Origin of the sequence: Streptomyces sp. NPDC006207, assembly GCF_040613835.1 — a bacterium.
Lineage (GTDB): Bacteria > Actinomycetota > Actinomycetes > Streptomycetales > Streptomycetaceae > Actinacidiphila.
Window position 1 is genome coordinate 1 of sequence record NZ_JBEXSX010000053.1, and the last position, 24132, is coordinate 24132.

Below are 24132 nucleotides of genomic sequence, written 5' to 3' on the forward strand. Positions count from 1 at the left end.
GCCGGCCTGCCCCGGTACAACGAGTACAAGAAGGCCGACGAGAACCACCTGCTGGAGACCACCGGCAAGAAGCTCCGCAAGCTCATGAGCTGGGTCGAAAACGGTGACTGACCCCTCCCGGCGGATCCCCGCGCCGTCCGACCGGCGCGGGGATCCGCGCTTCGCCACGCTCCTCCTCGACAGCTACCGCCGCCTGGTGGGCGTCCACCTGTGCCCGCCGGTGTGGGCATCGGACGCCGAGGCGGCCCAGTGGCTCTACGAGGAGGCGCCCTTCGGGCTGCTGGCGCACGACACGTCGGCCGACCCGCTGTTCGTCTACGCCAACCGCACCGCGCAGCGGTCCTTCGGCTACACCTGGGAGGAGTTCATCGGCCTCCCGTCGCGCCGGTCGGCCGCGCCGGACGCGCAGCAGGACCGGGACGCGCTGCTCGCATCGGTGGACGAACGCGGCTACGCCGACGGGTACCAGGGTCTGCGGCAGCACAAGGACGGCCGGATATTCCGGATCGAGGACGTCTGCATGTGGAACCTCGAGGACTCCGACGGAACCCACCACGGACAGGCCGCCGTGTTCCGTCCCCCGGTCGGACCCGGACCGTCCGCGGACTAGGTCACGTGTGACGGCGGCAACCGTGCCCATCGGGACGTCCCGATGGGCACAGTCCGCTCCGCCTGCGTACGTGCCCGGAGCGGCGAGGCCGTCGCCCTCCCGGGCGTCAGGACGGGCTGTACCGCAGGTGCCGCCGCTCGGCCAGCTCGTCCGCGCCGACCACGGTCAGCACGGGGGTGCCGGGAGGCGCGAACATGGTCACCACCAGCTGGGACTGTGCGTCCTGGAGGTTGTTGGCGCCCTGGTAGTGGATGACGTCGCCGCCGGGCTCGAACAGGGCGTCTCCGGCCTTGAGCACCCGGGGCGGCTGGCCTTCGAGCTCGAAGAGGATCTCGCCCTGGGTGACGTAGCCGAAGAGCGGCCCGGGGTGCCGGTGCGGCGGCGCGCCGGCGTCGCCGGGCTGCAGGGTGACCCGGATGGTCCTGGCCTCGGAGCCCTGCGGGATCCGCGGCTGCGCATCCGGCAGGGTCGCGATCACCTCGACGCCCGGGGGCAGGTGTGCGTGGTCTGCGCTCATGTGTTCCTCCAGCAACGTGGACTGTCCGCAGTGAGGACAAGACGGCGTCCCCGGCTGTGACAGGGGCCCGGCTTCGATCGGCGGCGAGCGCGGCCGCCAGGGAACGTGTGATGCGCAGACGGATGGTCGCCTACTCCCAGAGCCGGCCCTGTTCGGAGAACCGGGCCATGAACTCGGTGATGGACGAGGCCTGGTGGATGGCATCGGACCAGCCCTCGGCGGAGACGTCCACCGTGTACAGAGAGGGATGCTGCTGCCGGACGTCGTAGACCAGCAGTTCACGGCTGCCGTCACCGCCGATGATCACCGCGCCGGGAAGACGCGCGGCGAGCTCCGCTGCCTCATTGAGGCCGATCAGGTCACCGGCCGGGAAGAGCTGCAGGAAGTCGTCCGCCGGAGGAAAGAACCGGGACACAGCTCCCTGAACTGCAAGGAAGGTGCGGTAATCCTCGGGCAACGCAACCCCGAGCGCCCGCTCCACCTGCTCGATCTCGGCTGAGGACGTGTCCACCGTCTGCCGCCTTCCCCGCGGCTGCCTGGAGCGGCCGCAGTGCGTGTGAGCAGGCAGGCTATCGGGACGGACCGGCGCGACCCCCGAGCTGCTGGGACCAGCGGTCCTCCAGCCGGGCACCTCCGCCTCGACGCCCCCTCCAGGCGCGGACCTGGCGTCACAGGCTCCGAGAGCAGCGCGGCGAGTGCCGCGCCGACGTCCTCGGGCTCGCCCATGCGGCCGAGGGCGACCTGCGAGCTGATACGTGTTCGCACCCGCTCGTCGCGCATCGTGCCGCCACCGCCGACGTCGGTTGCCGTGGCCCCGGGTGCGATGGCGTTGACGCGGATACCGCGTTCCCCGGGTTCCTTCGCCTGGTAGAGGGTCAGGACTTCGACCGCACCCTTGAGCGCGCCGTAGGCCGCGTGGCCCGGCGCGGCGAAATCCGCAACGGAAGTGGCGCACCGGTGGCCCCATGACGCCTGCGCGATCACCGAAAGGCCGGTACGGGCCCTGGCGTTCCTAGGACTCTCAGGGCCAGGTACAGGGCGACCGGAAGCGTTGTTTATCGTTAAACTACCTTTACCGGCCATTCGGTACCGGAGAGCCGTGGTGTCGCCGGCCGAATGCACATGAACCGGCGCACCACGCAATGCACATGACGCACAGGGTTGCGCGGGTCGTGCTGTCGAAACGGCTCTCGCCGTCCCGCTTTCGGAATGGCGATGGCCTGGAGGGCGCCGTCGGTGGAGGCGACCTCAAAAGTATCGATCCGGTTGATCCCGGGCCGTTGCGCGTACCAGGGTGACGGCCCACCGAGAGTGGCCCCCGAAGTGGTTGCCACAGCGAGTGAGGTTTCAAGTGACGCAGACGAACGAGCCCATGGCGGATGTCCGAGACATGTACATGGCGCACACGATGCTGCGCCGGGAGTTCCGCCTCCTTCCCCGACTGGTGCGCGACGTGGCGCCGGGCGACGTGGAGCGCGCCGGAACGGTCGGTGCCCACGCCGAGCAGGTGTGCTTCCTGCTGCACCTGCACCACGAGGGCGAGGATCTGCTGCTCTGGCCGCGCCTGGTCGAACGCGGGGGCGACCGGGCGACGGCGATCGTGCCCACGATGGAGGAGCAGCACGCCGCCATCGAGGAGACCTACGAAGAGGTGACCGGGCTGCTGCCCCGGTGGCGCGCCACCGCCGAGCACGGCGGGCGCCTCGCGACCGCACTCGACCGACTGCTGTCCGCACTCCTGGAGCACCTGGCACTGGAGGAGAAGGAGGTACTCCCGCTCGCCGAGCAGTACGTGACCGCGGCCGAGTGGAGGCAACTCGGTGAGCACGGGATGGCCCGGACACCGCAGGAGGTCCTGCCGTTGTCCCTCGGGATGGCGATGTACGAGGCGGACCCCGAGGTCGTCGAGGCGCTCCTCGCGGAGCTGCCCGAGGCGCACCGCTCGGCGTTGACGGACGCCGCCGGGCGCGCGTACGCCGCCCACGCCGAGCGCGTGTACGGCACCGGCACCCCGCCCCGCATCGGCGACTGACACCCTTTGCCCGGGCGGCCCACGGCGGCTCCGCTTCGAGTGCCCGCTCCGGGCCCCGACGGCGGGACCGCCGTCGGCGTGTTCGTGGACGGTCCCGGTCCGATTCCGATGGTGCCTAGACCTCGGGAAGGGAAGGATCGGGCGTCCACGGGGATGGTGCGGTGATGGACCACCGTTCGTGGTCGCGCCAGGCCCCGTTGATGTAGAGGTAGTCGGGGGACAGACCCTCGTAGCGAAAGCCCAGGCGCTGGACCAGGGCCAAGGACGCCTTGTTCGCCGGCTGGATACTGGCCTCCAGCCGGTGGAGGCGCAGGTCTTCGAAGGCGTGCTGCATGGCTGCGGCGACCCCTTCGGTCATGTAACCCCGCCCCGCAGACGGGGCGAAAGCCGCGTAACCGAGGGACGCGCCCTGGTAGCGGCCCCGGATGATCGAGTTGATGTTGACCGTGCCGGCGGCCGCACCGGTGTCCGGAACGCGGACCAGAAAGCCCAGGTTGGTGCCGTCGTCGAAGCGGTGCATCCAGTCCTGGAACGCCTCGGCGGTCGCGGGCAGTTGCATCCACGGCCCGTAGAGCTCGGTGCTGGCCCTCACGAGCGAGCAGAACTCATCCTGGTCGGCGAGGGTGAGCGGGCGCAGTTCGACTCGCGACGGCATGTGGGGCATGTGGGGCATGCGGCCATGCTAGGCCTCTGCCGAAGAGAAGGTCACGAGAGTGATCATTTTCCGACGCACCCCCCGGTCCCCCGGGTACGTTGTCGGGTCGGACGGCCCAGGACTCGCGAACCCAAGCGGCGCCCCCCAGGGGTACCTCCGCCGTTTCCGGGACATGTCGGAGAAAGCCCCGTGTCGCCGTTGGGACATGGCCCAGTTGTGCCAGGCGGGATCGGTGACAGGCCCGGTTGGTGCGACGCATGATTCCGAAGGTCCGGTGAACCGCAGTTGTACAGGGGGTTTGCTCCCGGCACGGGAGTGCCCGGCGGCGGCGATCCCCGGCCCGAACCTGCAGCGCCGTCGAACACGGCCGGGTTCACCACGACGCGTCATGACGCCCACTCTCAGGCGCCCTGCCCGGATGCCGGGTTGACAGAAAGGCTGTAGACACCAATGAGACGCATCCGCCTCTGGGCGGTGATAGCGATGTCGGCGACGGTGGCGACGGGTGCGATCACGCCCGTTGCAGCCCAGTCCCCGTCGGAGACCGGTGCAGGTACGCCGGCGACCCACGACCGCGCGACCACCGTCCGCCTGATCACCGGCGACCGGGTCACCGTCAGCGACGCGCCGAACGGCAAGAAGACGGCGTCGGTGCAGCGCGCGCCGGGCCGGGAGGACGTCTTCTTCCAGATGACCGAGAAGGGCGGCGCCCTGACGGTGCTGCCCTCCGACGCGGCCGTGCTGGTCCGCACGGGGCAGCTGGACGAGGGGCTGTTCGACGTCGCGGGCCTGGTGGCCCAGGGGTACGACGAGGCGCACACCGACGCCCTGCCCCTGATCGTGTCCGCGCCCAAGGGCTCGGCGCGTGCCGCCGCCAAGCGGGCGGACGCCCTCGCGAAGTTCCAGGACGACTCGGCCGAGCCGCGGCGACTGCCGAGCATCGACGCCCAGGCGCTGCGCGTGGCCGACAAGGACCTCGCCGCGTTCTGGAAGCAACTCGCGCCCTCGGCGGGTGCGTCCGTGGCCAGCGCTGCGGCCGAGACCCCGAAGGTCTGGCTGGACCACAAGGTGCGTCCCACGCTGGACCGCAGCACCGCGCAGATCAACGCGCCCGCCGCATGGGCGGCCGGCTTCCACGGCGAGGGCGTCAAGGTCGCGGTCCTCGACACCGGCGCCGACCAGACGCACCCGGACCTCGCGGGCCGCGTCAGCGAGGCGAAGGACTTCAGCGACAGCGGCTCGACCCAGGACCACTTCGGCCACGGTACGCACGTCGCCGCCACCGCCGCCGGCAGCGGGGCCGCCTCCGCGGGCCTGCGCAAGGGCGTCGCGCCCAGCGCCGACCTGCTGATCGGCAAGGTGCTCGGGGACGACGGCTCCGGCAGCGAGTCCCAGGTCATCGCGGGCATGGAGTGGGCCGCGGCGCAGGGCGCCAGGGTCGTCAACATGAGCCTCGGCGCAGACATGCAGACCGACGGCACCGACCCCATGAGCCAGGCGGTGAACGAGATCTCCCGCAGCAGCGGCGCGCTCTTCGTCGTCGCCGCGGGCAACACCGGCGAGCTCGGTGAGATGACGGTGGGCTCGCCCGGCGCGGCCGACGCCGCCCTCACCGTCGGCGCGGTCGACCGCGACGACTCGCTGGCCTCCTTCTCCAGCCGTGGCCCGCGCTTCGGCGACAAGGCGGCCAAGCCGGACATCACCGCTCCGGGCGTCGGGATCGTCGCCGCCCGCGCCGCCGGCACGACCATGGGCGAACCGGTCGACGACCAGTACATCGCGGCAAGCGGTACATCCATGGCCACGCCCCATGTGGCCGGTGCGGCGGCCCTGATCGCCGGGCAGCACCCCGACTGGACGGGTGAGCAGCTCAAGGACGCGCTGATCAGCACGTCCCACACGGTGTCCGGCCAGGTGCCGACCGAGCAGGGCGGCGGACGCGTCGACGTCAAGGCGGCGTTCACGTCCCCCGTCACCGCCACCGGCACGATCATCCTGGGCCCGTTCGACCGGGACGCATCGCCGGTGCAGCGGGCCGGGGTGATCCGCTACACCAACAACTCCGGCGACGAGATCTCGCTGAGCCTGCGTGCGGCGCTGAAGGCCAAGGGCGGCAAGGAACTCCCCGCTCAGGCGCTGACGCTGGGTCCTGACACCGTCCGCGTCGCCCCCGGCGCGACCGTCGAGGTGCCGGTCGGCGTCGACCCGGCGAAGGCGGGCCGCGGCAGCTACTACGGCTACGTCACCGCCACGTCCACCGGCGGCGTGTCGGTGCACACCACGCTCAGCCTGTGGGTGCGCGCTCCGATGCACAAGCTGACCATCGACTCCCTCGGGCTGGAGGGGGAGCCCACGGCATGGGCCCTGCTGGACGTCTTCGGAGGGGACACGGAGGTCCAGTTCACCGACTCGGGGGTCGCCCAGGTCGAGGAGGGCACCTACCTGATCGGCGGCACGCTGGCGGAGGACGGCGGCGACGGCGTCCGGGTGATCCAGGTGATCGATCCCGAGGTGAAGGTCACCAAGGACACCACCGTCACCCTGGACGCGCGCAAGGCCAAGCCGGTGCAGGTGCGCACGCCCAAGCCCGCCGAGCGCCGCAACAACCTGACGTACCAGATGTACCGGAAGATCGACGGCGTCGAGCAGACCATGGGCATCTACTACGAGGACGGCGGCGGGGACGTCGACCTGTGGGTGAACCCCACGTCCAAGGTCACCGAGGGCGAGTTCGAGTTCAACTCCCGCTGGGAGATGACGGCTCCCGACCTCATCACCGAGGTCCGCGGGGCGGACTTCGACCTGGAGTCGTTCTACGCCAAGCAGTCCACGCCGTTCGACCCCGACGGTGAGCGGCTCGTCGCCGTGGACGCCGGGACGAGGGACAAGCCGGACCTGCGGCCCGCCACCGTGCGGGGCAAGCTCGCGGTGATCCGCGACGACTACGCGATGGACGGGTACGACCTGGCGGAGACGGCCGCGAAGGCGGGTGCGAAGGGCGTCGTGATCGTCCTGCCCCAGGGGTTCCTCGCCTACACCAGCTGGAAGCCGATGGACACGCGCTCCGTCGTGCCCGTCATCCGGATGACCGGGGACGACGGCGCCAAGCTGCTGCAGTACATGAAGAAGCACAAGGCCGTCGTCGACGTCTCCGGGACGGTCGAGAGCCCGTACCTGTACGACATCGCGGCGAACTGGCAGCAGCAGATCCCGCAGAACGTGACGTACACCGTCACGGACCGCAACACCGCGCAGGTGAAGGCCTCCTACGCGGACAACGGCACACTGCACTGGACGAGCGAGCAGCGGTTCAGCTGGCGACCCTACGCGCAGGTCGCCTGGGAGACCTCGCGCTGGGCGCCGACGGGCAAGACCCGCACGGAGTACGTCACCTCCGGGGACACGCAGTTCATGCACTACGTGGACTTCATGGCCGGCCCCGACCTGTTCTACAGCGGTGCGCTGCAGTCCGGTCTGCGGGACACCCCCCGCACCTTCAAGACCGGTGAGAAGGCCTCGGAGGAGTGGTACGAGGCCGTGGTGCGGCCGTCGATCCCGCGCGGCTGGAGCCGTCCGGCCGTCCGCACCGGTGACCTGTTCAGCGTGGCGATCCCGGAGTACACCGACGCGGCGGGTCACTGGGCCCGCAAGCAGGAACCCGCCGCCGGCGGCGGCATCGGGAGGGTCGGTAGCGCGCCCGGAACGCTGGACGACCCGACCTACCCCCAGGGGGACAGCGTGACGGCCGTCCTCTACCGCGATGGCAAGAAGGTGGGCGAGTCCGCGGGCGCCTGGGGGAACTTCGCCGTCCCCGCGGGCCGGGCCGGCTACCGTCTGGAGCTGACGACCGGACGTGACACCGAGTACTGGCGGACCGGTACGAGGACCTTCACGTCCTGGGGCTTCCGCTCGGACACCGCGGCCGAGGAGACCCTGCTGCCCCTCCTCCAGGTCGACTACGGTGTCCCGGCCGACGTGCGGAACACCGTCGACGGCGGGAAGCGGCACGAACTCGCCCTGACCGTCCGGAACCAGGACGGGCTGGCCGCCCCCACCGGGGTCAAGCTCAAGGTCGAGGCGTCCTTCGACGAGGGCAAGAGCTGGAACGGACGGGTCCGTGTCGAGGACCGCGGCCACAACCGGTTCACCGCGACCATCGAGCGCCCGGGCGACCAGCGGAAGGGTGCGTACGTGACCCTGCGGGTCACGGCCTCCGACAAGGCGGGCAACACGGTGCAGCAGACCGTGGAACGGGCCTACCTGCTCGGTAAGTGAGCAAGCGCCTCCGCGGCAACCCCGCGGAGGCGCGGGCCGAGCCATCACGGCGGGTGCCGGGGGTACGACCCCCGGCACCCGCCGTTCGCCGTGGGGCGTGGGCGGTGGGGCGGCTCAGTCCAAGCGGGATGCCAGCCCCTCGAACCAGTCGGCCAGCGCGGCGGGCGTGTCGCCGTCGAGACGGTCCATGTCAAGATCCCGCCGGACGTCCCGGCCGTGGCCCTCGTCGCGCTCGGCTGTGCCATGCCCACGGTGCCGCACGCCCCGGACCGGCTGGGCGGCATCCGGTACGGGCAGAACGTCATCGTCCAGGGCTCGGGGCCGGTCGGCCTCGCCGCCACGACCACGATCGACGTGACGAAGACCGACGAGCACGAGCGGGCCGCCGCCGTCCTGGAGATCACGGACGGGCGCGGCGCCAACATCCGCGTCATCGGCGTCTTGCCGACCCCGCGGCACGTGTACGACACGATCCGGATCACCCGGATGTGCCATCAGCGGTTCCCGCTCGCCGTGATCGTCACCCACCGCTTCCCGCTGGAGCAGGCGCAGGACGCGTTGGGGAACGCCGTTGCGTACCCTTGCGGCATGCGCATGCGCCCCACCCTGAGCTGGACCCTTCCCGAGGACCTACCACCGGGCACCACGGATCTGGAGCCGGTCGCCGATGCGCTGAGGGCCGGCGGGGTGCTGGTGCTCAGCGGGGCGGGCATCTCCACGGAGTCGGGCATCCCCGACTACCGCGGCGAGGGCGGGAGCCTGAGCCGGCACACCCCGATGACCTACCAGGACTTCACCGGCAGCGCACAGGCCCGGCGCCGGTACTGGGCGCGCAGCCACCTGGGCTGGCGGACCTTCGGCCGCGCCCGCCCCAACGCCGGGCACCGTGTGGTGGCCGCGTTCGGGCGGCACGGCCTGCTCTCGGGTGCGATCACCCAGAACGTCGACGGCCTGCACCAGGCCGCCGGCAGCGACGACGTGGTGGAGCTCCACGGAAGCCTGGCCCGGGTCGTCTGCCTTTCCTGCGGCGCCCTCAGCCCGCGCGGCGAACTCGCCCGGCGGCTGGAGGAGGCCAACTCCGGCTTCGAGCCGGTGGCCGCGGGGATCAATCCGGACGGTGACGCCGACCTCACCGACGACCAGGTCGGGGACTTCCGTGTGGTGCCCTGTACGGTCTGCGGCGGCGTCCTCAAGCCGGACGTGGTGTTCTTCGGCGAGGCCGTTCCGCCGGGACGGGTCGAGCGGTGCCGCGAGCTGGTCCGTGAGGCGTCCTCGCTGCTGGTGCTGGGATCGTCGCTGACGGTGATGTCCGGGCTGCGGTTCGTCCGGCAGGCGGCCCAGGCCGGGAAGCCGGTGCTCATCGTCAACCGGGACCCGACCCGCGGCGACCAGTACGCCCTCGCCCGCGTCGAGCTCCCGCTGGGAACGGCCCTCACCTCCGTGGCCGGCCGGCTGGACCTCCCCGTCGACGGTCAGGCGGCGGCTCCGGCGGGTTGCTGACGTTCCGTTGACGACCTGCCGGTGATCCCGCCGGGCGACCGCGCCCGTCCGGCCCGCCCACCACAGGACCAATCGTCAGGGTGCCGCCACGAACCGGCTCAGCCGATACGTGGTCGGCTGGGCTCATCAACGCCCTCGCGGACGAGGCACGTTCGCAGGCGCACGAGAACACCGCCCACGGAAATCCGTTCTTCGGCGCGGCGGCCGCCCACGAGGGCGGCCCGAGGAGGTGTTCGGTTATCTGACGGCGACCGACAAGACGCTGCCGCCCACCTGAAACAGGCGGGCGGCGCGCACGTGAGCCGTGCCGTCGGCGGGCCGGCCTACCTACCGCGCGGGCGCGCGGGCGTCATTCGAAGACGATGACCTGGCGGCCGATGACGTCGCCGTGGCCGAGGGCCTCGAGGTTGTCATTGATGTCCTCGAGCCTGACTTTGGTGACGTTGTGCTTGACGAGGCCGGCTTCGGCCAGGGAGAGCACCTCGACCAGGTCCAGATGGTTGCCCCAGAAGGAGCCCATGTAGGTCAGTTCCGTCCCCACGAAGGGGAACTGCTTGTGCTCGACGTGGTGGCTCATGAGGCCGACGGCCGCCAGTACCCCTTCGGGGCCCAGCAGGTCGAACCCCATGGAGATGGACGCGTTGCTGCCGACGCAGTCCAGGATGGCATCGATCGTCCTGCGGCCGGTGAGCTGTTCCAGCTCGTCCTGGATGGTCTCGGTGGACTTGTCGCGGACGTTGATCCCGTAGTCGGCGCCGTTCTCCTTCGCCACGTCCAGCTTGCCGTCCTTGCGGGCGAGGGCCACCACGGTCGCTCCGCCGCCGAGCAGCTTCGCGTACTGGACTGCGTAGCTGCCCAGGCCCCCGATGCCCGTGACGGCGACGGTACGGCCGGGGCCGAGCTTGCCGGTGTCCCGGAGCTTGCGCATCCCGCGGTACGGGGTCATGCCCGCGTCGGTCATCGGGGCGAGGACCTCGGGCGTCTTCGCCGCGTTCTCCGAGACGGGGATCGCGTGTCGGCATTCCACGGCCATGTACTCGGCGAAGCCTCCGGGAGGTCCGAAGCCCACCCACCTGCCGTTGCCGCTGCACAGCTGTTCGTTGCCCTCCCGGCACTGGCGGCAAGTGCCGTCGCCCCAGCTGGGGTTGACCACGACCATGTCGCCCTCGGAGTAGCCCACCGATTTCGGTACGGCGCTGCCCATCCCCGCCACCCGGCCGGTGACCTCGTGGCCGGGGATGTAGGGGAGGTCCACGGGGAACGGTCCCTCGAAGTAGCCGTTGAGGAGCTGGTAGTCGCTGCGGCACATGCCGGTCGCGGCGACCTTCAGCAGGATCTCGTCCGGTGCCGGGTCGGGCATGGGGACGTCTTCGATGCGCAGGGGCTCCTTGTACCCGTGCATCCGAGCTGCTTGCATCTGCATGGGGGTGCCTCGCTTTCGCCGGCGGGCAGCACTACGTGCCGGTGCAGCGTGACGATCTCGCAATGCTGCGCCGGTCGAGGTGGCCGCCGCTCCGCTTCGGATACCTCCAGGGTCCTGCGCCAGCCGACGCCGCGCATCCGGAGCCGAGGGCGGGGGAGTGCGATCCGTCGCCGTCCGGTCGCTGACCGCAACTCGGTTGAATGTGCGTGCCACTTCACGCCCTCCGGGCGGGAGCGGCGGCACCGCGGTACCGCACGTTCGCGCGGTGGCCCGCTGCCCGGCCGGGACCTACGGTTGGTGGATGGGAGTGCCACGCCGGATGCGTGGTCGCACGGCGGCACCGGCGCGCTGGAGCGGGCCTGTGCCGCTGTGCGTCGCCGGCGCCGGCGGGACGTTCGACGTCCGCCGAGCAGGCGCGCGGTCGCCCGGCCACCCACCGAGGCCTACGGTTGACCGGTGGGAGTGCGGCGCTGGACGGAGTGGCTGCGGGCCCGGGATCCCGGGTTGGCCGCGGTACGCCGTGCCGCACGCGTCACGGTGGTCGCGTGCGCGGGGTTCTATGCCGCGCGGTACGGGCTGGGCGACCGGACGGTCGCGATCTACGCCCTCTTCGGTGCCGTCGCGGCGGGTGGGTTGTCGTCCGTGCCGGGGACGCCGCGTCAGCGGGCGGTGACGCTGCTGGCGGTGCTGCCGCTCGCGATGGCGCTGGTGACGCTCGGTACATGGCTGGCGGCGTACGGGTGGGCGGCGGCGCTGGGGATGCTCGTGGTGGGGTTCCTCGTGACGTACAGCGGGGTCGGCGGGCCGAAGTTCGTCGGGCTGGCCAACGGGCTGCAGCTGTTCTACATCCTGCCGTGCTTCCCGCCGTACGCGCCTTCGACGTTGGGGTTGCGGCTCACGGGCCTGGTCGCCGGGATGGCCTTGATGGCGGCCGCCGAGCTGTGGCTGTGGCCGGCGGCGCGTCCGGGCCGCTACCACGACCGGCTGGCGCGGGCGGGGCAGGTGGCCGCCGGTGCCCTGTACGGCTTGGCGGCGGATCCGCCGCGGCGCTCCGACCCGGCGCTGCTGCTGGAGGTGTCGCAGGCGCTGCGCATGAGTCACGTACCCGCCGACGAGCGTCCGGTGTCGGCGTCGGCGCGGGACCGGGCGCTGTCCGAGGGCGCCGGGCACATGCGGCATCTGCTGGCGCAGGCACGGCAGCTGGAGGAGTCGGCGGCCGAGGGGGCGGCACTGAGCGAACCCGTCGCGAAGGGGCTGCTGCTGGCGTCCGCCGCCACGTGCGAGGACGTGGCGCGGGCCCTGACGGGGAAGGCACCGCCGCCGATGCCGGCCCTGTGCGGCGACGCGGTGCGGGCGTTCGAGTCGCACCGCGGCCAACCGCGCGAGGCGGGCACGGACTCGGCGACGATGGTGCGGAACGGCGCGATCGCCCTCGACATCAGGCACACGGCGGACCTGGTGGTGGCGGCGACCCGGATCGCGTTGGGCGCCCCGGTGCCCGCCGGGACCGCGTCGCCGGAGGTACGGGGCGCGTTCTGGTACGCGGGCCGGTCGACGGCGGAGTTGTACTACCGGCGGGTGCTGGCCCACCTCACCCCGCGGTCGGTGTGCTTCCAGAACGCGGTGCGCATCGCGGTGGCCCTTGCGGCGGCGCGCTTGGTCGTGGGCCAGCTGGGCCTGGCGCACGGCTTCTGGGCGCTGCTGACGACCCTGACCGTGATGCGGACGAGTGCCGCCGACACCCGTACCGCTCTGCGGCCCGCGCTGCGCGGGACACTCGCGGGGGCGGTCGTCGCGGCACTGATCCTGCACTTCGCCGCGGACGCGCCGGCCGTGTACACGGTGATGCTGCCGCCCTGCATGCTGCTGGCGTTCGCGTCGGGCACGGTGCTGGGTCCGGGATGGGGGCAGGCGTTCTTCACCCTCACCGTGGCGGCGGCCTTCGCGCAGGTGGCCCCCAGCGGGCCCGAGCTGGCGGCAGCCCGGGTGCTGGACGTGCTGGCCGGGGCGCTGATCGGTGCGGTCGTCGGACTGCTCGCGTGGCCTCACGGCGGCACCGGGGAGCTGCGGAGGGCCTGCGCGCGCGTGCTGGACGAGGGCACCCGCGCGGTCACGGACGTGACCGGCACCATCACCGAGGGCGTGCGGGTCACCGACGCCCTGCCCAGGGCGAGGCTCGCGCAGCGGATCGCGGAGGCGAGCTACGCCGAGTACGCCACCGAACGACACCCCCCGCGGCGCGCGGGGGCGTCCTCCGACACCGACTTCCAGGTGATCATGCTGGTGGGCAACCGGGTCATCACGATGGGGCAGGTCCTGCTGGACAACTGCCCGCCGGGCGCGCTGTCCGCCTGGCCGCGGAGTGCCACGCACCTACGCGACGCCGCCCACAGGCTCCGGCTGTCCACGCTGCCGTTCAGCCACGCACTGCGCTCGGGCGAGGAGCAGGCCGCCCCCGCGGACGGCACCACCGACGACGCCCCGGCCGACACCACCGTGATCCACGACGTCTGCCTCGCGTCGCCCGGCCGGGCCCCCGACCCGCTGCTGTACTACGCCGTGGACGCCGCCATCTGGCTGGCCAGTCTGCGGCGCGCGATCGGCGCTGCCCGCTCGCCGCGCACGGCGGCCGGTACGACGACCTCCCCGTGGCGCTGACGTCCCCGCGACGCCGGATGCCTCGAGGGCCGGCCTGAATTGCCGGTCGGATTGGCCGGTCCTAGCGTGGAAGCATGGCCATCGCAACGATCAGCCCCGTGACCGGCGAGGTCCTCGAGCGGTTCGACGAACTCACCCCCGGGGAACTCGAGGACAAACTGGCCCGGGCGGCCGCCGCGGCCGCGTCGTACCGCCTGACGACACCGGAGCAGCGAGCGGGATGGGTCGAACAGGCCGCCGACCACCTGGAGAAGGAGGCCGACGCCGTCGCCCGGCTGCTCACCACGGAGATGGGCAAGACGCTCCGGTCCGCCCGGGAGGAAGTGGTCAAGTGCGTGCGCGGGCTGCGCTTCTACGCCGCCGAGGCACCCGCGTTCCTGCGGGACCGGACCGGTGACGGCCCGAGCGTCGGCGCGCGGCAGACGTACGTCACCTACCAGCCGCTCGGTGTGGTCCTGGCGGTGATGCCGTGGAACTTCCCGCTGTGGCAGGCGATGCGGTTCGCCGCGCCCGCGTTGATGGCGGGCAACGTGGGCCTGCTCAAGCACGCCTCCAACGTGCCCCGGACCGCTCTCTACATGGAGCGGCTGTTCCGTGACGCGGGCTTCCCGGACGACGTGTTCCAGACCCTGCTGATCTCCTCCGGACGGGTCGAGCAGGTGCTGCGGGACGAGCGCCTGGCGGCCGCGACGCTCACCGGCAGCGAAACCGCGGGACGGTCGGTGGCCGCCATCGCCGGGGACGAGATCAAGAAGGTGGTCCTCGAACTCGGCGGTTCCGACCCCTTCATCGTGATGCCGTCCACGGACCTGGAGCGGGCCACCGACGCCGCGGTCAGGGCACGGTGCCTCAACAACGGGCAGTCGTGCATCAACGGCAAGCGGTTCTTCGTCCACGCGGACATCGCCGAGGCCTTCATCGGGATGTTCGTCGCGAAGATGGGCGCGCTGGTCGTGGGGGACCCGATGGACGACGGGACCGACGTCGGCCCGCTGGCCACCGAGTCCGGCCGCCGTGACGTGGAGGCCTACGTGGACGATGCCGTGAGTAAGGGGGCGACGGTGCTGGTGGGCGGGGAACGACCGGCCCGGCCCGGCTGGTTCTACCCTCCCACGGTGCTCACCGACATTACTCCCGACATGAAGATGTTCCACGAGGAGGTCTTCGGCCCGGTGGCGCAGGTGTGGAGGGTGTCCTCGCTGGAGGAGGCACTCCGGATCGCCAACGGCCACCCGTACGGGCTGGGTTCCAACCTGTGGAGCGAGGACGAGGCGGACCGGGCGCTGTTCGTACGTGACGTGCAGTCGGGCATGGCCTTCATCAACGGCAACACGACCAGCTACCCGGAGATCCCCTTCGGCGGAGTGAAGCGCAGCGGGTACGGACGCGAACTGTCGGACCTGGGCATGCGCGAGTTCATGAACGCCAAGACCGTCTGGATCGGCGGCGGTGCCGCCGGCACGTCGTAGCAGAAAGCGAGGGACCGTCATGATCAAGCCCTATGCCCCCTACGACTTCATGCCGCCGATCCCGGGCTTCTCGGTGACCTCGCAGTCCCTGGCCGACGGCGGGCAACTGGCGCGCGAGCACGTGAGCGGCATCCTGGGGGCGGGCGGATCGGACGTCTCACCGCAGCTGAGCTGGTCCGGCTTCCCCGAGGGGACCCGTAGTTTCACGGTCGCGATGTTCGACCCCGACGTGCCCACCGCCTCGGGCTTCTGGCACTGGGCCGTGGCCAACCTCCCCGCCTCCGTGACCGACCTGCCGGCCGGGGCGGGAGACGGAAGCGCGCTGCCGGGCGGCGCGGTGACGCTGCCCAACGACGCCGGCTACCGGAGGTACCTCGGTCCGGCGACACCTCCGGGCAACGGCCCGGACCGCTACTTCCTCGTGGTGCACGCCGTCGACGTGGAGAAGCTGGACGTGTCCGAGACGACGGCACCCGCCCTCATGGAGTTCCAGCTGTTCACGCACGCGATCGCGCGGGCGACCATGTACGGCACCTTCGAACGATGACAGGGCCCGGGGCCTACAGGATGCCGCGGCCCGGATCGTCGCCACCGCCGGCGGCTCGGCGGTCCCGCACGTACGCGGCGGGAGTGGCCCCGTAGCCCGACTTGAAGTTCCTGATGAAGTGACTGGTGTCCGAGAAGCGCCAGCGTGCCGCGATCTCGGCGATCCCGGCCGTGGTGTCCGGGTCCACGAGTTCGTCGTGGGCCTTCTGCAGACGCCGCCTGCGGACGCAGGCCATCACGGAGTCGTCCGCGGCCGAGAAGCTCCGGTGCAGTGTCCGAAGGGACACTCCCACGTGCCGGGCGACCATCGCCGGAGACAGGTCTCCGCTTTCGAGATGCCTTTCGATGACGTTCCTGGCGGCCGCCACGATGGCCCCGGGGTGGTCGTCGAGCGCCGAACCGGGACGTTCCGAGAAGATGCCCGAGAACAGGGTCGCGCAGGCGTCACGCGCCATGCGCCGTGCTGTGTCCGACGTCTCCAGTTCCCGGCTGCTGCTCCGCACCGCCTCGAGGTAGTTGAGGAGGAACCGCACCTCGGGCGCCGAGGTGTCGGCGACGTAAGCCTGGCCCAGCTGTTTCCCCGATCCGACGTGCGGGAGCACCAGGTGACGCGGGATGGAGATGACGTGCACATTCGTGGCCGACGAACAGGAGAACCGCCAGGAGGACTTCGTGTCGCGGATGCAGATCTGTCCTGGTTTGACGTAGTACGTCTTCTTGCCCGCCAGGAACTCGATCCAGCCCGAGGTCACCACGTCGGCGACGATCGGATCCTGGGGCAGGTTCTTCCCGGAAACCCCTGTCAGGGAATCGACGTAGACCTGGGCGGACAGCAATCCGTCGATGAGCTGGCCACGTGCGTCGAAGCGAAATCCGCGAGAAGCGGCGGAGTGCGGGACGGCGAGGCGTGTGAGGTGTGAGAACGGACCGTGCTCTCCGAAAGGGTTGTGTTCCCGGTGGCGGAAATGCCGCTCGGAGGATTCCGCCTGTTCGGCGGTGAGGCGCATTCCGGCGCGGTAGGCGATGGTGCTGTCGGGACTCGGCATGGCGGTCGCCAAGCCTGCCGATCGCTCGTATTCCACCTGCACCCTCTCACGATCGCTTCGCGATCCTCCACCGGAGGTGCCGAGCGATCGATGCCTTGCCAACCGATGCGTGCGTGTTCGAGTGTACTACTGGTTCGGAATTCAACAACTCGCCACGCGCCCCGCGGAATGGATCCGGTACGTCCGTGGCACGGATCTTCCATGGCGTGGCACGCATTTCCAGAGGGCCTTGTGTGCTGCCGCAGGCCGTCCATGCCGAATCCCACACGATTTGCACCCCCAAGCGGCGCCCGCCGACAATCGATCCATAGGGAACATCGGCTCTTTCGCGTCCCGTTCTCGGGCGGCGCCGGCTCGTGCCCGTCGCGGACGCCGCGACGGAGGGGCCCAGCACTCGCTACCGGAGGTATGCCATGGCCCAGGTCATCGCCGGCCCCAGGATCACCGGGGTCCGCCACCTCTCCTTCACCGTGTCCAACCTGGAGGACAGCCTGGACTGGTACCAGCGGCTGTTCAGCGCCGAACGCGTCGACTACAGGTTCAACCACCTCTACCGGGAATCGACGGGGTACGGGGTGCTGCTGGTCACCCCGGATTCCGGCCTGGTGATCGGGTTGCACAAGAACACGGGGAACCAGCACGAGGGCTTCCTCGAATCCCGGACCGGTCTTGACCACATCTCGTTCCAGGTCGGCTCCCGCACCGACCTCGAGTCCTGGATGACCTGGCTCGACGAGCTGGGCATCGCGCACACACCCATCAGGGACGAGACCGAGCCGTTCGCCTACTCCACCGTCGTGTTCCGCGACCCCGACAACCTCCAGCTCGAGTTCCTCGCCCTCGCCTGACGGACGCCCGTACGGCGACGGCCTGGACGGGCCGCGCGACGAGCTCGCGTGGTGGTGTCCGCGGCGCGGATGCCCCGGACACCACCACGGATGCGGTGCCGTGCCGTGCGTCAGCCGTGGCTGGGAGGGTTGACCGGGCGCTTGGCGGTGACGTCGCCCTCGTAGACCAGCGCGGTGCGGTGGTTGTACTGGATGGTGAACATCTTCTTGGCGCCGAAGACGACCTTGCCGTCGGCCTTGAAGTAGTCGTCGGTCAGGGCGGGCGGCGCGGTGGCGACGTACGCCTGGCCGGACGGGATGCTGTACATGCTCAGCGGGGCCTGGGTGGAGGCGCCGTACCCGGCCGGGTACTCCGCGGCGTCCGGGTAGCTGGAGCCGTAGACCTTCACCGGCGGGCTGTCGGAGGTCCTGCCGCTCTTGACGACGGTCACGCCGTGGGCGGGGACGGTGTTCCGGCCCTTCGGGTTGTGGAACCAGACCTTGCTGCCGCTGAACCAGATCGCGGTCCAGGCGCCCTGCTTGCCGGCGACCACGAACTGCTGGCCGGCCTGGGCGGTGCTGCCCCAGTCGTTGATCCGGTTCGTCCCGGCGGCGCCGGGGTGGATGGACTGCTCGCCGAAGAGCGGCGCGGTGTCGTCCGGCGCGGTGTGCAGGTAGACGAAGTTGGCGGGCTGCTCGACGTCCGTGCAGGCAGGCGTGGCGCCGGTCGGGTCGTCGGACGGGCAGATCTGGACGGTCTGCCGGTTGCCGGCGAAGCCGGGGGCGATGGTGACGACGCTGCCGACCTGGCCGACACCGTGCCTGCCGGTCAGCGGGGCGCCGACCAGGGCCATGAAGTGCTCCCAGTCCCAGGACGGTCCCGGGTCCCAGTGCATGCCCGACACGGTCGCCGACGTCGGGCCGACAACGTTGTCGTGACCGATGACGTGCTGCCGGTCGAGCGGGATGTCGAAGCGCTCGGCCAGGTAGGTCACCAGTTCCGCCGTGGCCTCGTACTGGGCCTCGGTGTACCAGGTCGCCCCGTGCGCGGCGTAGCCCTCGTGCTCGATGCCGATGGAGTGCATGTTGGTGGAGTAGTTGCCCGCGTGGAACGCCAGGTCCTTCGTGGGGACCATCTGCGTGACCGCACCGTCGGCGGACCGCATCACGTAGTGCGCGGAACTCCCGCCCGCCGTCTGGAACGTGGCGATCGCCGACTCGTACGAGGACTCGGTGTCGTGGATGACGATCGAGTCGATCCGGATCCCGTTGGCCGGGCGGTCGGACACCTGGCCGTTGGACGGGGCGGCCGGCACGAAGGTGCAGTCCACGGTGGTGGGGCACTCGGTGTCCGTCGTCGCCGCCGAGGTCAGGCGCAGGCGGTCCAGCTGGCCGGTGGCCGGGGTCACTCCCGGCCCGGCCGCCAGTGCCACCCGCTGACCGTCGGCCGTGGTGCGCTTCGCGCCCTTCTTCAGCGTGGCGTAGACCCGGTCGGCGAACGCCCGGGCGCCCTGCCGTTGCGTGGACTGGCTGTAGCGGGCCACCGCGCCGTACCAGTCGTCCGGATCCGTCGAAGCCTTCCCGCCGGTCGCCTCCTGGTACGACGCCAGCAGGGCGGCCCCGCCACGGATGTTGGCCGTCGCGTTCTCGCGCAGGTCCTTCACGGACAGGCCGGTGAGCTTCGCCGCGGCCTGGAGCGTGTGCAGCGCCGGGTCCGCGGCCAGTTCGGCCACGTCCGCCCGGCCGGCCATGCCGGCGTCACCGGCGGAGAGCATCGACGGCGTGACATCCGTGAGATGCATCGGCCCGTAGCCGCCATCCGTGCTGTGCTGCCCGGCATGCGCGTCCCACGCCGACTCCTGGTACGCCACCGCGAGCAGCACCTGCTCCGGTACGTCGAACTCCGCGGCCGCGGCCGTGAAGTCGGCCTGCCGCGTGGAGGCGGAGGGGGAGTTCTCGCCTGTCGCCTGTGCCACCACCGGCACCGCCACCGCACCGGCCACCGCCAGTGCCGCGGCCGCGAGCAGCACGGGCCGACGCCGTTCGGCATGCCGCCGGCGAGTCGTTCTCTCTGTCGTCATCAATTATTCCCGAGTGTGTCTGAGACGGTCATGTCGCCCTGTGGGCGAGCTGACTGACACGGCATGAGCCGTTCTGCGAGGCACTCCGGACTCCCTACGGAGGTGTGCCTGCCGTCTGTCGGCGCCGAACCGCGTCCGGCGTTCGCTCGCAATCGACCTGAGGACGGTTGGTGACGCTAGCAGAGCGCGGCGGACGGAATCAAAGAAGACAGTGCTGCCGGCGGAATTCCCGGAAGTTGTGAACATGGCGTGAATCCTTTTGAGGGGCAGACCGGTTGGGCCTTTCATGCCGTCAGTTCGCCGAGAGCACGCGGGCGTCATTTGTCCATCCCCGCCGGTAATTCCTGCCACGAGGCACGCAGATGACATTTCTTGGTCCCCGACGTCCGGCGGGCACGACATGGACGCCGGACGTCGGGGGGCTTGTGCGAAGGTGCCGCGGCGCACGGGGGAGCGGGCTCGCACCCGTGGCCGCCCTCGACCGCAGCTGCGGCACGTCGCGCGTGCGCCATCAGGGGCCCGCAACGCCGCAGTGGTGTTGCGGGCCCTCTGCCGTGCAGGTGGCACGACGATCTCCGGCCCCTGGGGAGGGCGGGATGAGCGGGCGTCGGCTGAGCCGACCCTGCCGTGGCCGGAGAGGCGTCAACCCCTGCAACTCCTGGCGGCCGGCCGGCATGTGACCGGCCGCCAAGGGTCAATTCGGTCGCCGAAACCGTCAGCGTCGAGATTCGCGTGGATCGTGCCGAAACGGTACGACTGCGGCGGTGTTCTCTTTGACGATGCCGGACACGACGAACCTTCCCCACTGACTTTCCGCTTGCGCACACTCGGCGAAGCGCCGCCACGACAGTGCACGGGGCATTCCGCGTAACGGCTCCACCATCCGATCAGGTGAAGCGCGGTGCTGTATAGAACCTTGACGCCACGACCCGACCGGGCCGGAGTGGCACGGATTACTGCACGGCGGACGGCATGGAGCCGTCCACGTCGGTGAAGCCGTAGTGGAGTGCGAGGTCGCTCGTCGACACCGCGGATCCCGAGCGGTCCCGTACCGCGGGATCGCCTGCCAGCGCCACCACGCCCCGCCCGACGAAACGCGGCGACTCCGCCGCGCCCACGTCGAACCTGCCCTCGCCCGGGAGCTCGATCTCGCTGCGGCCGTGGCCGGTCGCGCGCGCGGCGGCGTCGACCAACTCGGTCCGGACCAGGCCGGGCCACACCGACACCACGGACACCTCCCGCGAGCGCAGTTCCACGGCCATGTCCGCCGTCATCCTGTCGAGCGCGGCCTTGCCCACGCCGTACGCGGTGGTGTGGGAGTACTGGCGTGCGCCTGCCGACGAGATGTTGACGATCAGCCCCCGGCCCGCCGTGAACAACAGCGGTGCCGCACGGACGCTCGCCACGTAGTGCGACCGTGTGCCGATGTCCAGCACTTGATCCCACGGGGCGAGCGGCAACTCCCAGAACGGCCTGCCGAGCCACGCCCCGAGGTCCGGCGACGAGAAGACGTTGTTCCCCCGGGGCTGGAGCATCATCGACGCCGTCGAGCACTGGCTGTACGGCGAACTGGACCGCCCGCAGGAGCTGAGCGCACTCACCGAGCGCATGCTCGCGCTCAACCCGCAGCTCCTGGGCCCCCACAAGGCACGCATGGCCGAGATCGTCGAGACCGGGGCACGTCGTCTGGTCGAGGACATGGACACGCCTCCCGACGAGAGGGACGCCCGCATGACGGCCGCCGCGGCGGCGGCGCTGTGCTCGTCCCTCGGCCCCACGCCGACACGTGACGACGTCGTCGTGGCCATGACCTTCCTGCGCGCGGGTGTCGAGGCGTTGGCGGCGAACGGCACGTGAAGGCGCCGTTCGGCTCCGCCCGGTCCGGAGGGGGAACGGCCCGTACGGACGCCTAACGCCGACGCCCACCCCCGGCCGGCAGACGCAGCGTGAACAGCGAGCCCTCGCCGTAGGTGCTCTCGGCGGTGACGGAACCCCCGTGCGCGTGCGCGAGGTTGCGCACGATGGCAAGACCGAGACCGCTGCCGCCCGTACCGCGGTTGCGGGACTTCTCGGCACGCCAGAAGCGGTCGAAGACCCGGGGCAGGTCCTCGGGCCGGATTCCGCCGCCGGTGTCGGCCACGGCGATGACGACCGTGTCGTCCTCCCGGCGCGCCCGGATCGTGACCGTGCCGCCCGACGGGGTGTGGCGGACCGCGTTGGAGACGAGGTTCGCCACAGCCTGACGGAGGCGGACCGGGTCGGCGTCGACGGCGCCGAGGCCGCCCCCGTCCTCGGCCCAGAGGACGACGCCGGCGTGGTCGGCGCGTCCGCGGTGGGCGGTGACGACCTGCTGGAGGAGTTCGGCGACGTCGCACGGCACCTTCTGGAGCTGCAACGCTCCGGCGTCGGCGGCGGCGAGGTCCCGGAGGTCGTCCACGACGTGCTGGAGCAGCAGCGCCTCCTCGAGGAGCGAGCCGACGAGGGCGCGGTCGGCCGGGACGACGCCGTCGTCGGCGGCTTCGAGCCAGCCGCGGATGTTGCTCAGCGGAGTGCGGAGCTCATGGGCGATGTCACCGACCATCTCGGTGCGCAGCCGTTCCAGCTCGGCGCGGTGCCGGGACATCTCGTTGAACACCTCGGCGAGCCGGCCGATCTCGTCCTTGCCGGTCACCTGGACGCGAGCGGCGAGGTCACCCGCCTTCATGCGGTGGGCGGCCGCAGTGAGGGCCCGCAGCGGCCTGACCAACCGGAGGCCCAGGCCGACGGTGACGGCGACGGTGAGCAGGAGCACGCTGCCGACGACCGCGGCCATGCGGAGGCGGTTGGGTGCGGACAGGTCGAACGGCGAGACGGCGGCGGCCTGGTCCGGGGAGCCGATGAACAAGAGGGCGGCCGGGGCGACGTACGAGGCGAGCTGCTCGCGGCGGGCGCTGTCCAGGCACGAGGGGACCAGCTGATCGTCCACGGGGGTACGGCTTCCCGTGCCCGTCCAGGTCAGGTCCGGCGCGAGCCGTACCGGACCGCTGCCGCGGCGGCTCAGACAGGTGCCGACCAGGGTGTCGAGCTGGGCGAGCGCACGGGCCTCGGTGCGGGTGGGGCGGTCCAGGGCCTCGTTGGCGCACCTGCTTCCGCTGTAGCCCGGCGCGTCCACGCGGGGTCGTCCGTTGGGGGCCGTGGCGATGGTGGCGCGAATGCCCGGGATCTGGTCGAGGCAGTTGACGCGGCGTTGCGCGAGGGCGGTCAGTTCCGTGCGCTCCGCCGGTGTCAGGCGGAACGGGCCGACGGCGCGGGAGTCGATGCGGTCGCGGCCAGGGGAGCCCGAGATGCCGGCGTCGACGGACAGCGCGTCCACGGTCGCCGACGCCCGGTCGGGCAACGGGGCCCTCGGGCCGGAGTCGGAGTCGGAGTCGGCGATCGGCCGGCGGTCCTGGGTGGTGAGGACGACACGGTGTCCCGTCTCCCGGGCGAGGCCGTCCACCAGCGCCTGCACACCCTGCCAGTCGCCGTGCGTGGCGGCCCTGGCGACGAGGGCCTCGTAGATCCGCGAGTCGTCCGAGATGGCCTGGCCCTGCTCCTGCCGGATCGCCCGGGCGGTCGTGCGGACCGCGAGCCAGGCGGTGGCCGCGATCGAGCACACGGAGATCAGCACCGACAGCGCGAGCAGCCGCACGACCAGGCTGCGGTGGAAGCGGGCGTTCACGCGCTGTCGGACAGGACGTAGCCGACACCGTAGACGGTCAGCAGGCGCACAGGCCGGGCGGGATCGGATTCGATCTTCCGGCGCAGGTTCATGACGTGCGTGTCGACCGTCCGCACGGTGAAGTAGCGCCCGGTGCCGTGCAGGTGCCCGAGGATCTGCTCCCGGGTGAAGACCCGGCCCGGCTGGGCGGCGAGCGTCTCCAGCAGCCGGAACTCCCCGGGCGTGCAGTCCACGGGGGCGCCGTCGCAGGTGACCTGGTGCCGGGACGGGTCGATGCTCAGGCCGGCGACGGTCAGCACCGGATCGGGTTCGGGTTCGGGTTCCGGTCCGGGGACGCGGGGCGCGGCGGGGCGGGCACGGCGCAGCAGGGTGCGCACCCGGGCGGTGAGCTCCCGCGGACTGTACGGCTTGGCCATGTAGTCGTCGGCGCCCAGGTCGAGGCCGAGCAGCAGGTCGTCCTCGGTGCAGCGGGCGGTCACCATCAGGACCGGCAGGTCGGACTCGCGGCGCAGGATGCGGCAGACGTCCAGCCCGTCGACCCTCGGCATCATCACGTCCAGCACGAGGAGCTGCGGGGGATTGCGGCGCAGTTCCTCCAGAGCGGCGCGCCCGTCGTGGACGACGGTCACGGAGTGCCCTTCGTGCTCGAGATAGAGCCGCAGCAGCTCCGCCTGTTTCTCGTCGTCCTCGGCAACCAATATGTGGGCGCTCATGACCGGGAGTATAAGTAGGCCAAGTGGCGCATTCGGGCGCCCCGGGCGGCGTCCGCACCGGGGCCACCGGATTACGAACA

18 protein-coding genes and 2 pseudogenes are annotated in these 24132 nt (G+C 71.2%); 10 read left to right on the forward strand and 10 right to left on the reverse strand.

Annotated elements, in window-relative coordinates:
• Positions 1-111: pseudogene (locus ABZ312_RS32635) on the forward strand (ketol-acid reductoisomerase); the annotation flags it as partial.
• On the forward strand, positions 104-610 hold the full coding sequence (locus ABZ312_RS32640; protein WP_500329216.1) for an MEKHLA domain-containing protein: 507 nt from the start codon (positions 104-106) through the stop codon (positions 608-610). The pseudogene ABZ312_RS32635 and the gene ABZ312_RS32640, both read left to right, overlap by 8 nt.
• Positions 611-716: 106 nt before the next feature.
• Here ABZ312_RS32640 and ABZ312_RS32645 read toward each other — a convergent pair whose 3' ends face one another.
• From ABZ312_RS32645 to ABZ312_RS32655, 3 genes and pseudogenes are all read right to left on the reverse strand, one after another.
• Entirely contained in the window at positions 717-1127 is a 411-nt protein-coding gene (locus ABZ312_RS32645) for a cupin domain-containing protein (protein ID WP_500329215.1), read from the reverse strand.
• 130 nt (positions 1128-1257) lie between these two features.
• The gene (locus ABZ312_RS32650) at positions 1258-1758 is read right to left on the reverse strand and encodes an SMI1/KNR4 family protein (protein WP_500439328.1); all 501 of its coding nucleotides are present in this window, start codon (positions 1756-1758) and stop codon (positions 1258-1260) included.
• Between the two features lie 56 nt (positions 1759-1814).
• Positions 1815-2210: pseudogene (locus ABZ312_RS32655) on the reverse strand (SDR family oxidoreductase); the annotation flags it as partial.
• Between the two features lie 289 nt (positions 2211-2499).
• Between ABZ312_RS32655 and ABZ312_RS32660 the strand changes: the two are divergent.
• Positions 2500-3159 carry a hemerythrin domain-containing protein gene (locus ABZ312_RS32660; RefSeq protein ID WP_500329213.1) on the forward strand — a complete coding sequence of 220 codons (660 nt, stop codon included), beginning with the start codon at positions 2500-2502 and terminating at the stop codon, positions 3157-3159.
• A 115-nt stretch (positions 3160-3274) separates the two neighbouring features.
• Here the strand turns inward: ABZ312_RS32660 and ABZ312_RS32665 are convergent, their stop codons facing one another.
• Complete coding sequence (locus ABZ312_RS32665; protein ID WP_500329222.1) at positions 3275-3823, reverse strand: GNAT family N-acetyltransferase; 549 nt, start codon at positions 3821-3823, stop codon at positions 3275-3277.
• Positions 3824-4264: 441 nt separating this feature from the next.
• On the opposite strand from ABZ312_RS32665, the gene ABZ312_RS32670 reads away from it, so the two are divergent.
• Together ABZ312_RS32670 and ABZ312_RS32675 are read left to right on the forward strand one after the other, a co-directional pair.
• Positions 4265-8089: a S8 family serine peptidase gene (locus ABZ312_RS32670; protein ID WP_500439329.1), complete on the forward strand. Its 3825-nt coding sequence runs from the start codon at positions 4265-4267 to the stop codon at positions 8087-8089.
• A gap of 588 nt (positions 8090-8677) precedes the next feature.
• The gene (locus tag ABZ312_RS32675) at positions 8678-9589 is read left to right on the forward strand and encodes an NAD-dependent protein deacetylase (protein ID WP_500439354.1); all 912 of its coding nucleotides are present in this window, start codon (positions 8678-8680) and stop codon (positions 9587-9589) included.
• Between the two features lie 349 nt (positions 9590-9938).
• Here the strand turns inward: ABZ312_RS32675 and ABZ312_RS32680 are convergent, their stop codons facing one another.
• Positions 9939-10991, reverse strand: coding sequence for an NAD(P)-dependent alcohol dehydrogenase (locus ABZ312_RS32680; RefSeq protein WP_500329211.1), 1053 nt, complete (start codon positions 10989-10991; stop codon positions 9939-9941).
• Between the two features lie 477 nt (positions 10992-11468).
• On the opposite strand from ABZ312_RS32680, the gene ABZ312_RS32685 reads away from it, so the two are divergent.
• From ABZ312_RS32685 to ABZ312_RS32695, 3 genes are all read left to right on the forward strand, one after another.
• On the forward strand, positions 11469-13670 hold the full coding sequence (locus ABZ312_RS32685) for an FUSC family protein (RefSeq protein WP_500439330.1): 2202 nt from the start codon (positions 11469-11471) through the stop codon (positions 13668-13670).
• A 74-nt stretch (positions 13671-13744) separates the two neighbouring features.
• Positions 13745-15139: an NADP-dependent succinic semialdehyde dehydrogenase gene (locus tag ABZ312_RS32690; RefSeq protein WP_500439331.1), complete on the forward strand. Its 1395-nt coding sequence runs from the start codon at positions 13745-13747 to the stop codon at positions 15137-15139.
• Positions 15140-15158: 19 nt separating this feature from the next.
• Positions 15159-15686: a YbhB/YbcL family Raf kinase inhibitor-like protein gene (locus ABZ312_RS32695; RefSeq protein WP_500329208.1), complete on the forward strand. Its 528-nt coding sequence runs from the start codon at positions 15159-15161 to the stop codon at positions 15684-15686.
• Between the two features lie 13 nt (positions 15687-15699).
• Here ABZ312_RS32695 and ABZ312_RS32700 read toward each other — a convergent pair whose 3' ends face one another.
• Positions 15700-16731: an AraC family transcriptional regulator gene (locus ABZ312_RS32700; protein WP_500329207.1), complete on the reverse strand. Its 1032-nt coding sequence runs from the start codon at positions 16729-16731 to the stop codon at positions 15700-15702.
• Between the two features lie 413 nt (positions 16732-17144).
• Between ABZ312_RS32700 and ABZ312_RS32705 the strand changes: the two genes are divergently transcribed.
• Positions 17145-17579, forward strand: a complete 435-nt coding sequence (locus tag ABZ312_RS32705) for a VOC family protein (RefSeq protein ID WP_500329206.1) — start codon at positions 17145-17147, stop codon at positions 17577-17579.
• A 110-nt stretch (positions 17580-17689) separates the two neighbouring features.
• On the opposite strand, the gene ABZ312_RS32710 is transcribed toward ABZ312_RS32705, so the two are convergent.
• On the reverse strand, positions 17690-19639 hold the full coding sequence (locus ABZ312_RS32710; RefSeq protein WP_500439333.1) for an N-acetylmuramoyl-L-alanine amidase: 1950 nt from the start codon (positions 19637-19639) through the stop codon (positions 17690-17692).
• Positions 19640-20592: 953 nt separating this feature from the next.
• A complete protein-coding gene (locus ABZ312_RS32715; protein ID WP_500439334.1) occupies positions 20593-21177 on the reverse strand; it encodes an SDR family NAD(P)-dependent oxidoreductase in 585 nt (194 codons plus the stop codon).
• On the opposite strand from ABZ312_RS32715, the gene ABZ312_RS32720 reads away from it, so the two are divergent.
• A complete protein-coding gene (locus ABZ312_RS32720; RefSeq protein WP_500439335.1) occupies positions 21152-21496 on the forward strand; it encodes a hypothetical protein in 345 nt (114 codons plus the stop codon). The two genes, ABZ312_RS32715 and ABZ312_RS32720, sit on opposite strands and share 26 nt — an antisense overlap.
• A gap of 52 nt (positions 21497-21548) precedes the next feature.
• On the opposite strand, the gene ABZ312_RS32725 is transcribed toward ABZ312_RS32720, so the two are convergent.
• Positions 21549-23339, reverse strand: a complete 1791-nt coding sequence (locus tag ABZ312_RS32725) for a sensor histidine kinase (protein ID WP_500439336.1) — start codon at positions 23337-23339, stop codon at positions 21549-21551.
• Positions 23336-24052 carry a response regulator transcription factor gene (locus tag ABZ312_RS32730; protein ID WP_500439337.1) on the reverse strand — a complete coding sequence of 239 codons (717 nt, stop codon included), beginning with the start codon at positions 24050-24052 and terminating at the stop codon, positions 23336-23338. Before ABZ312_RS32730 ends, ABZ312_RS32725 begins: the two co-directional genes overlap by 4 nt.
• Positions 24053-24132 lie beyond the last annotated feature (80 nt).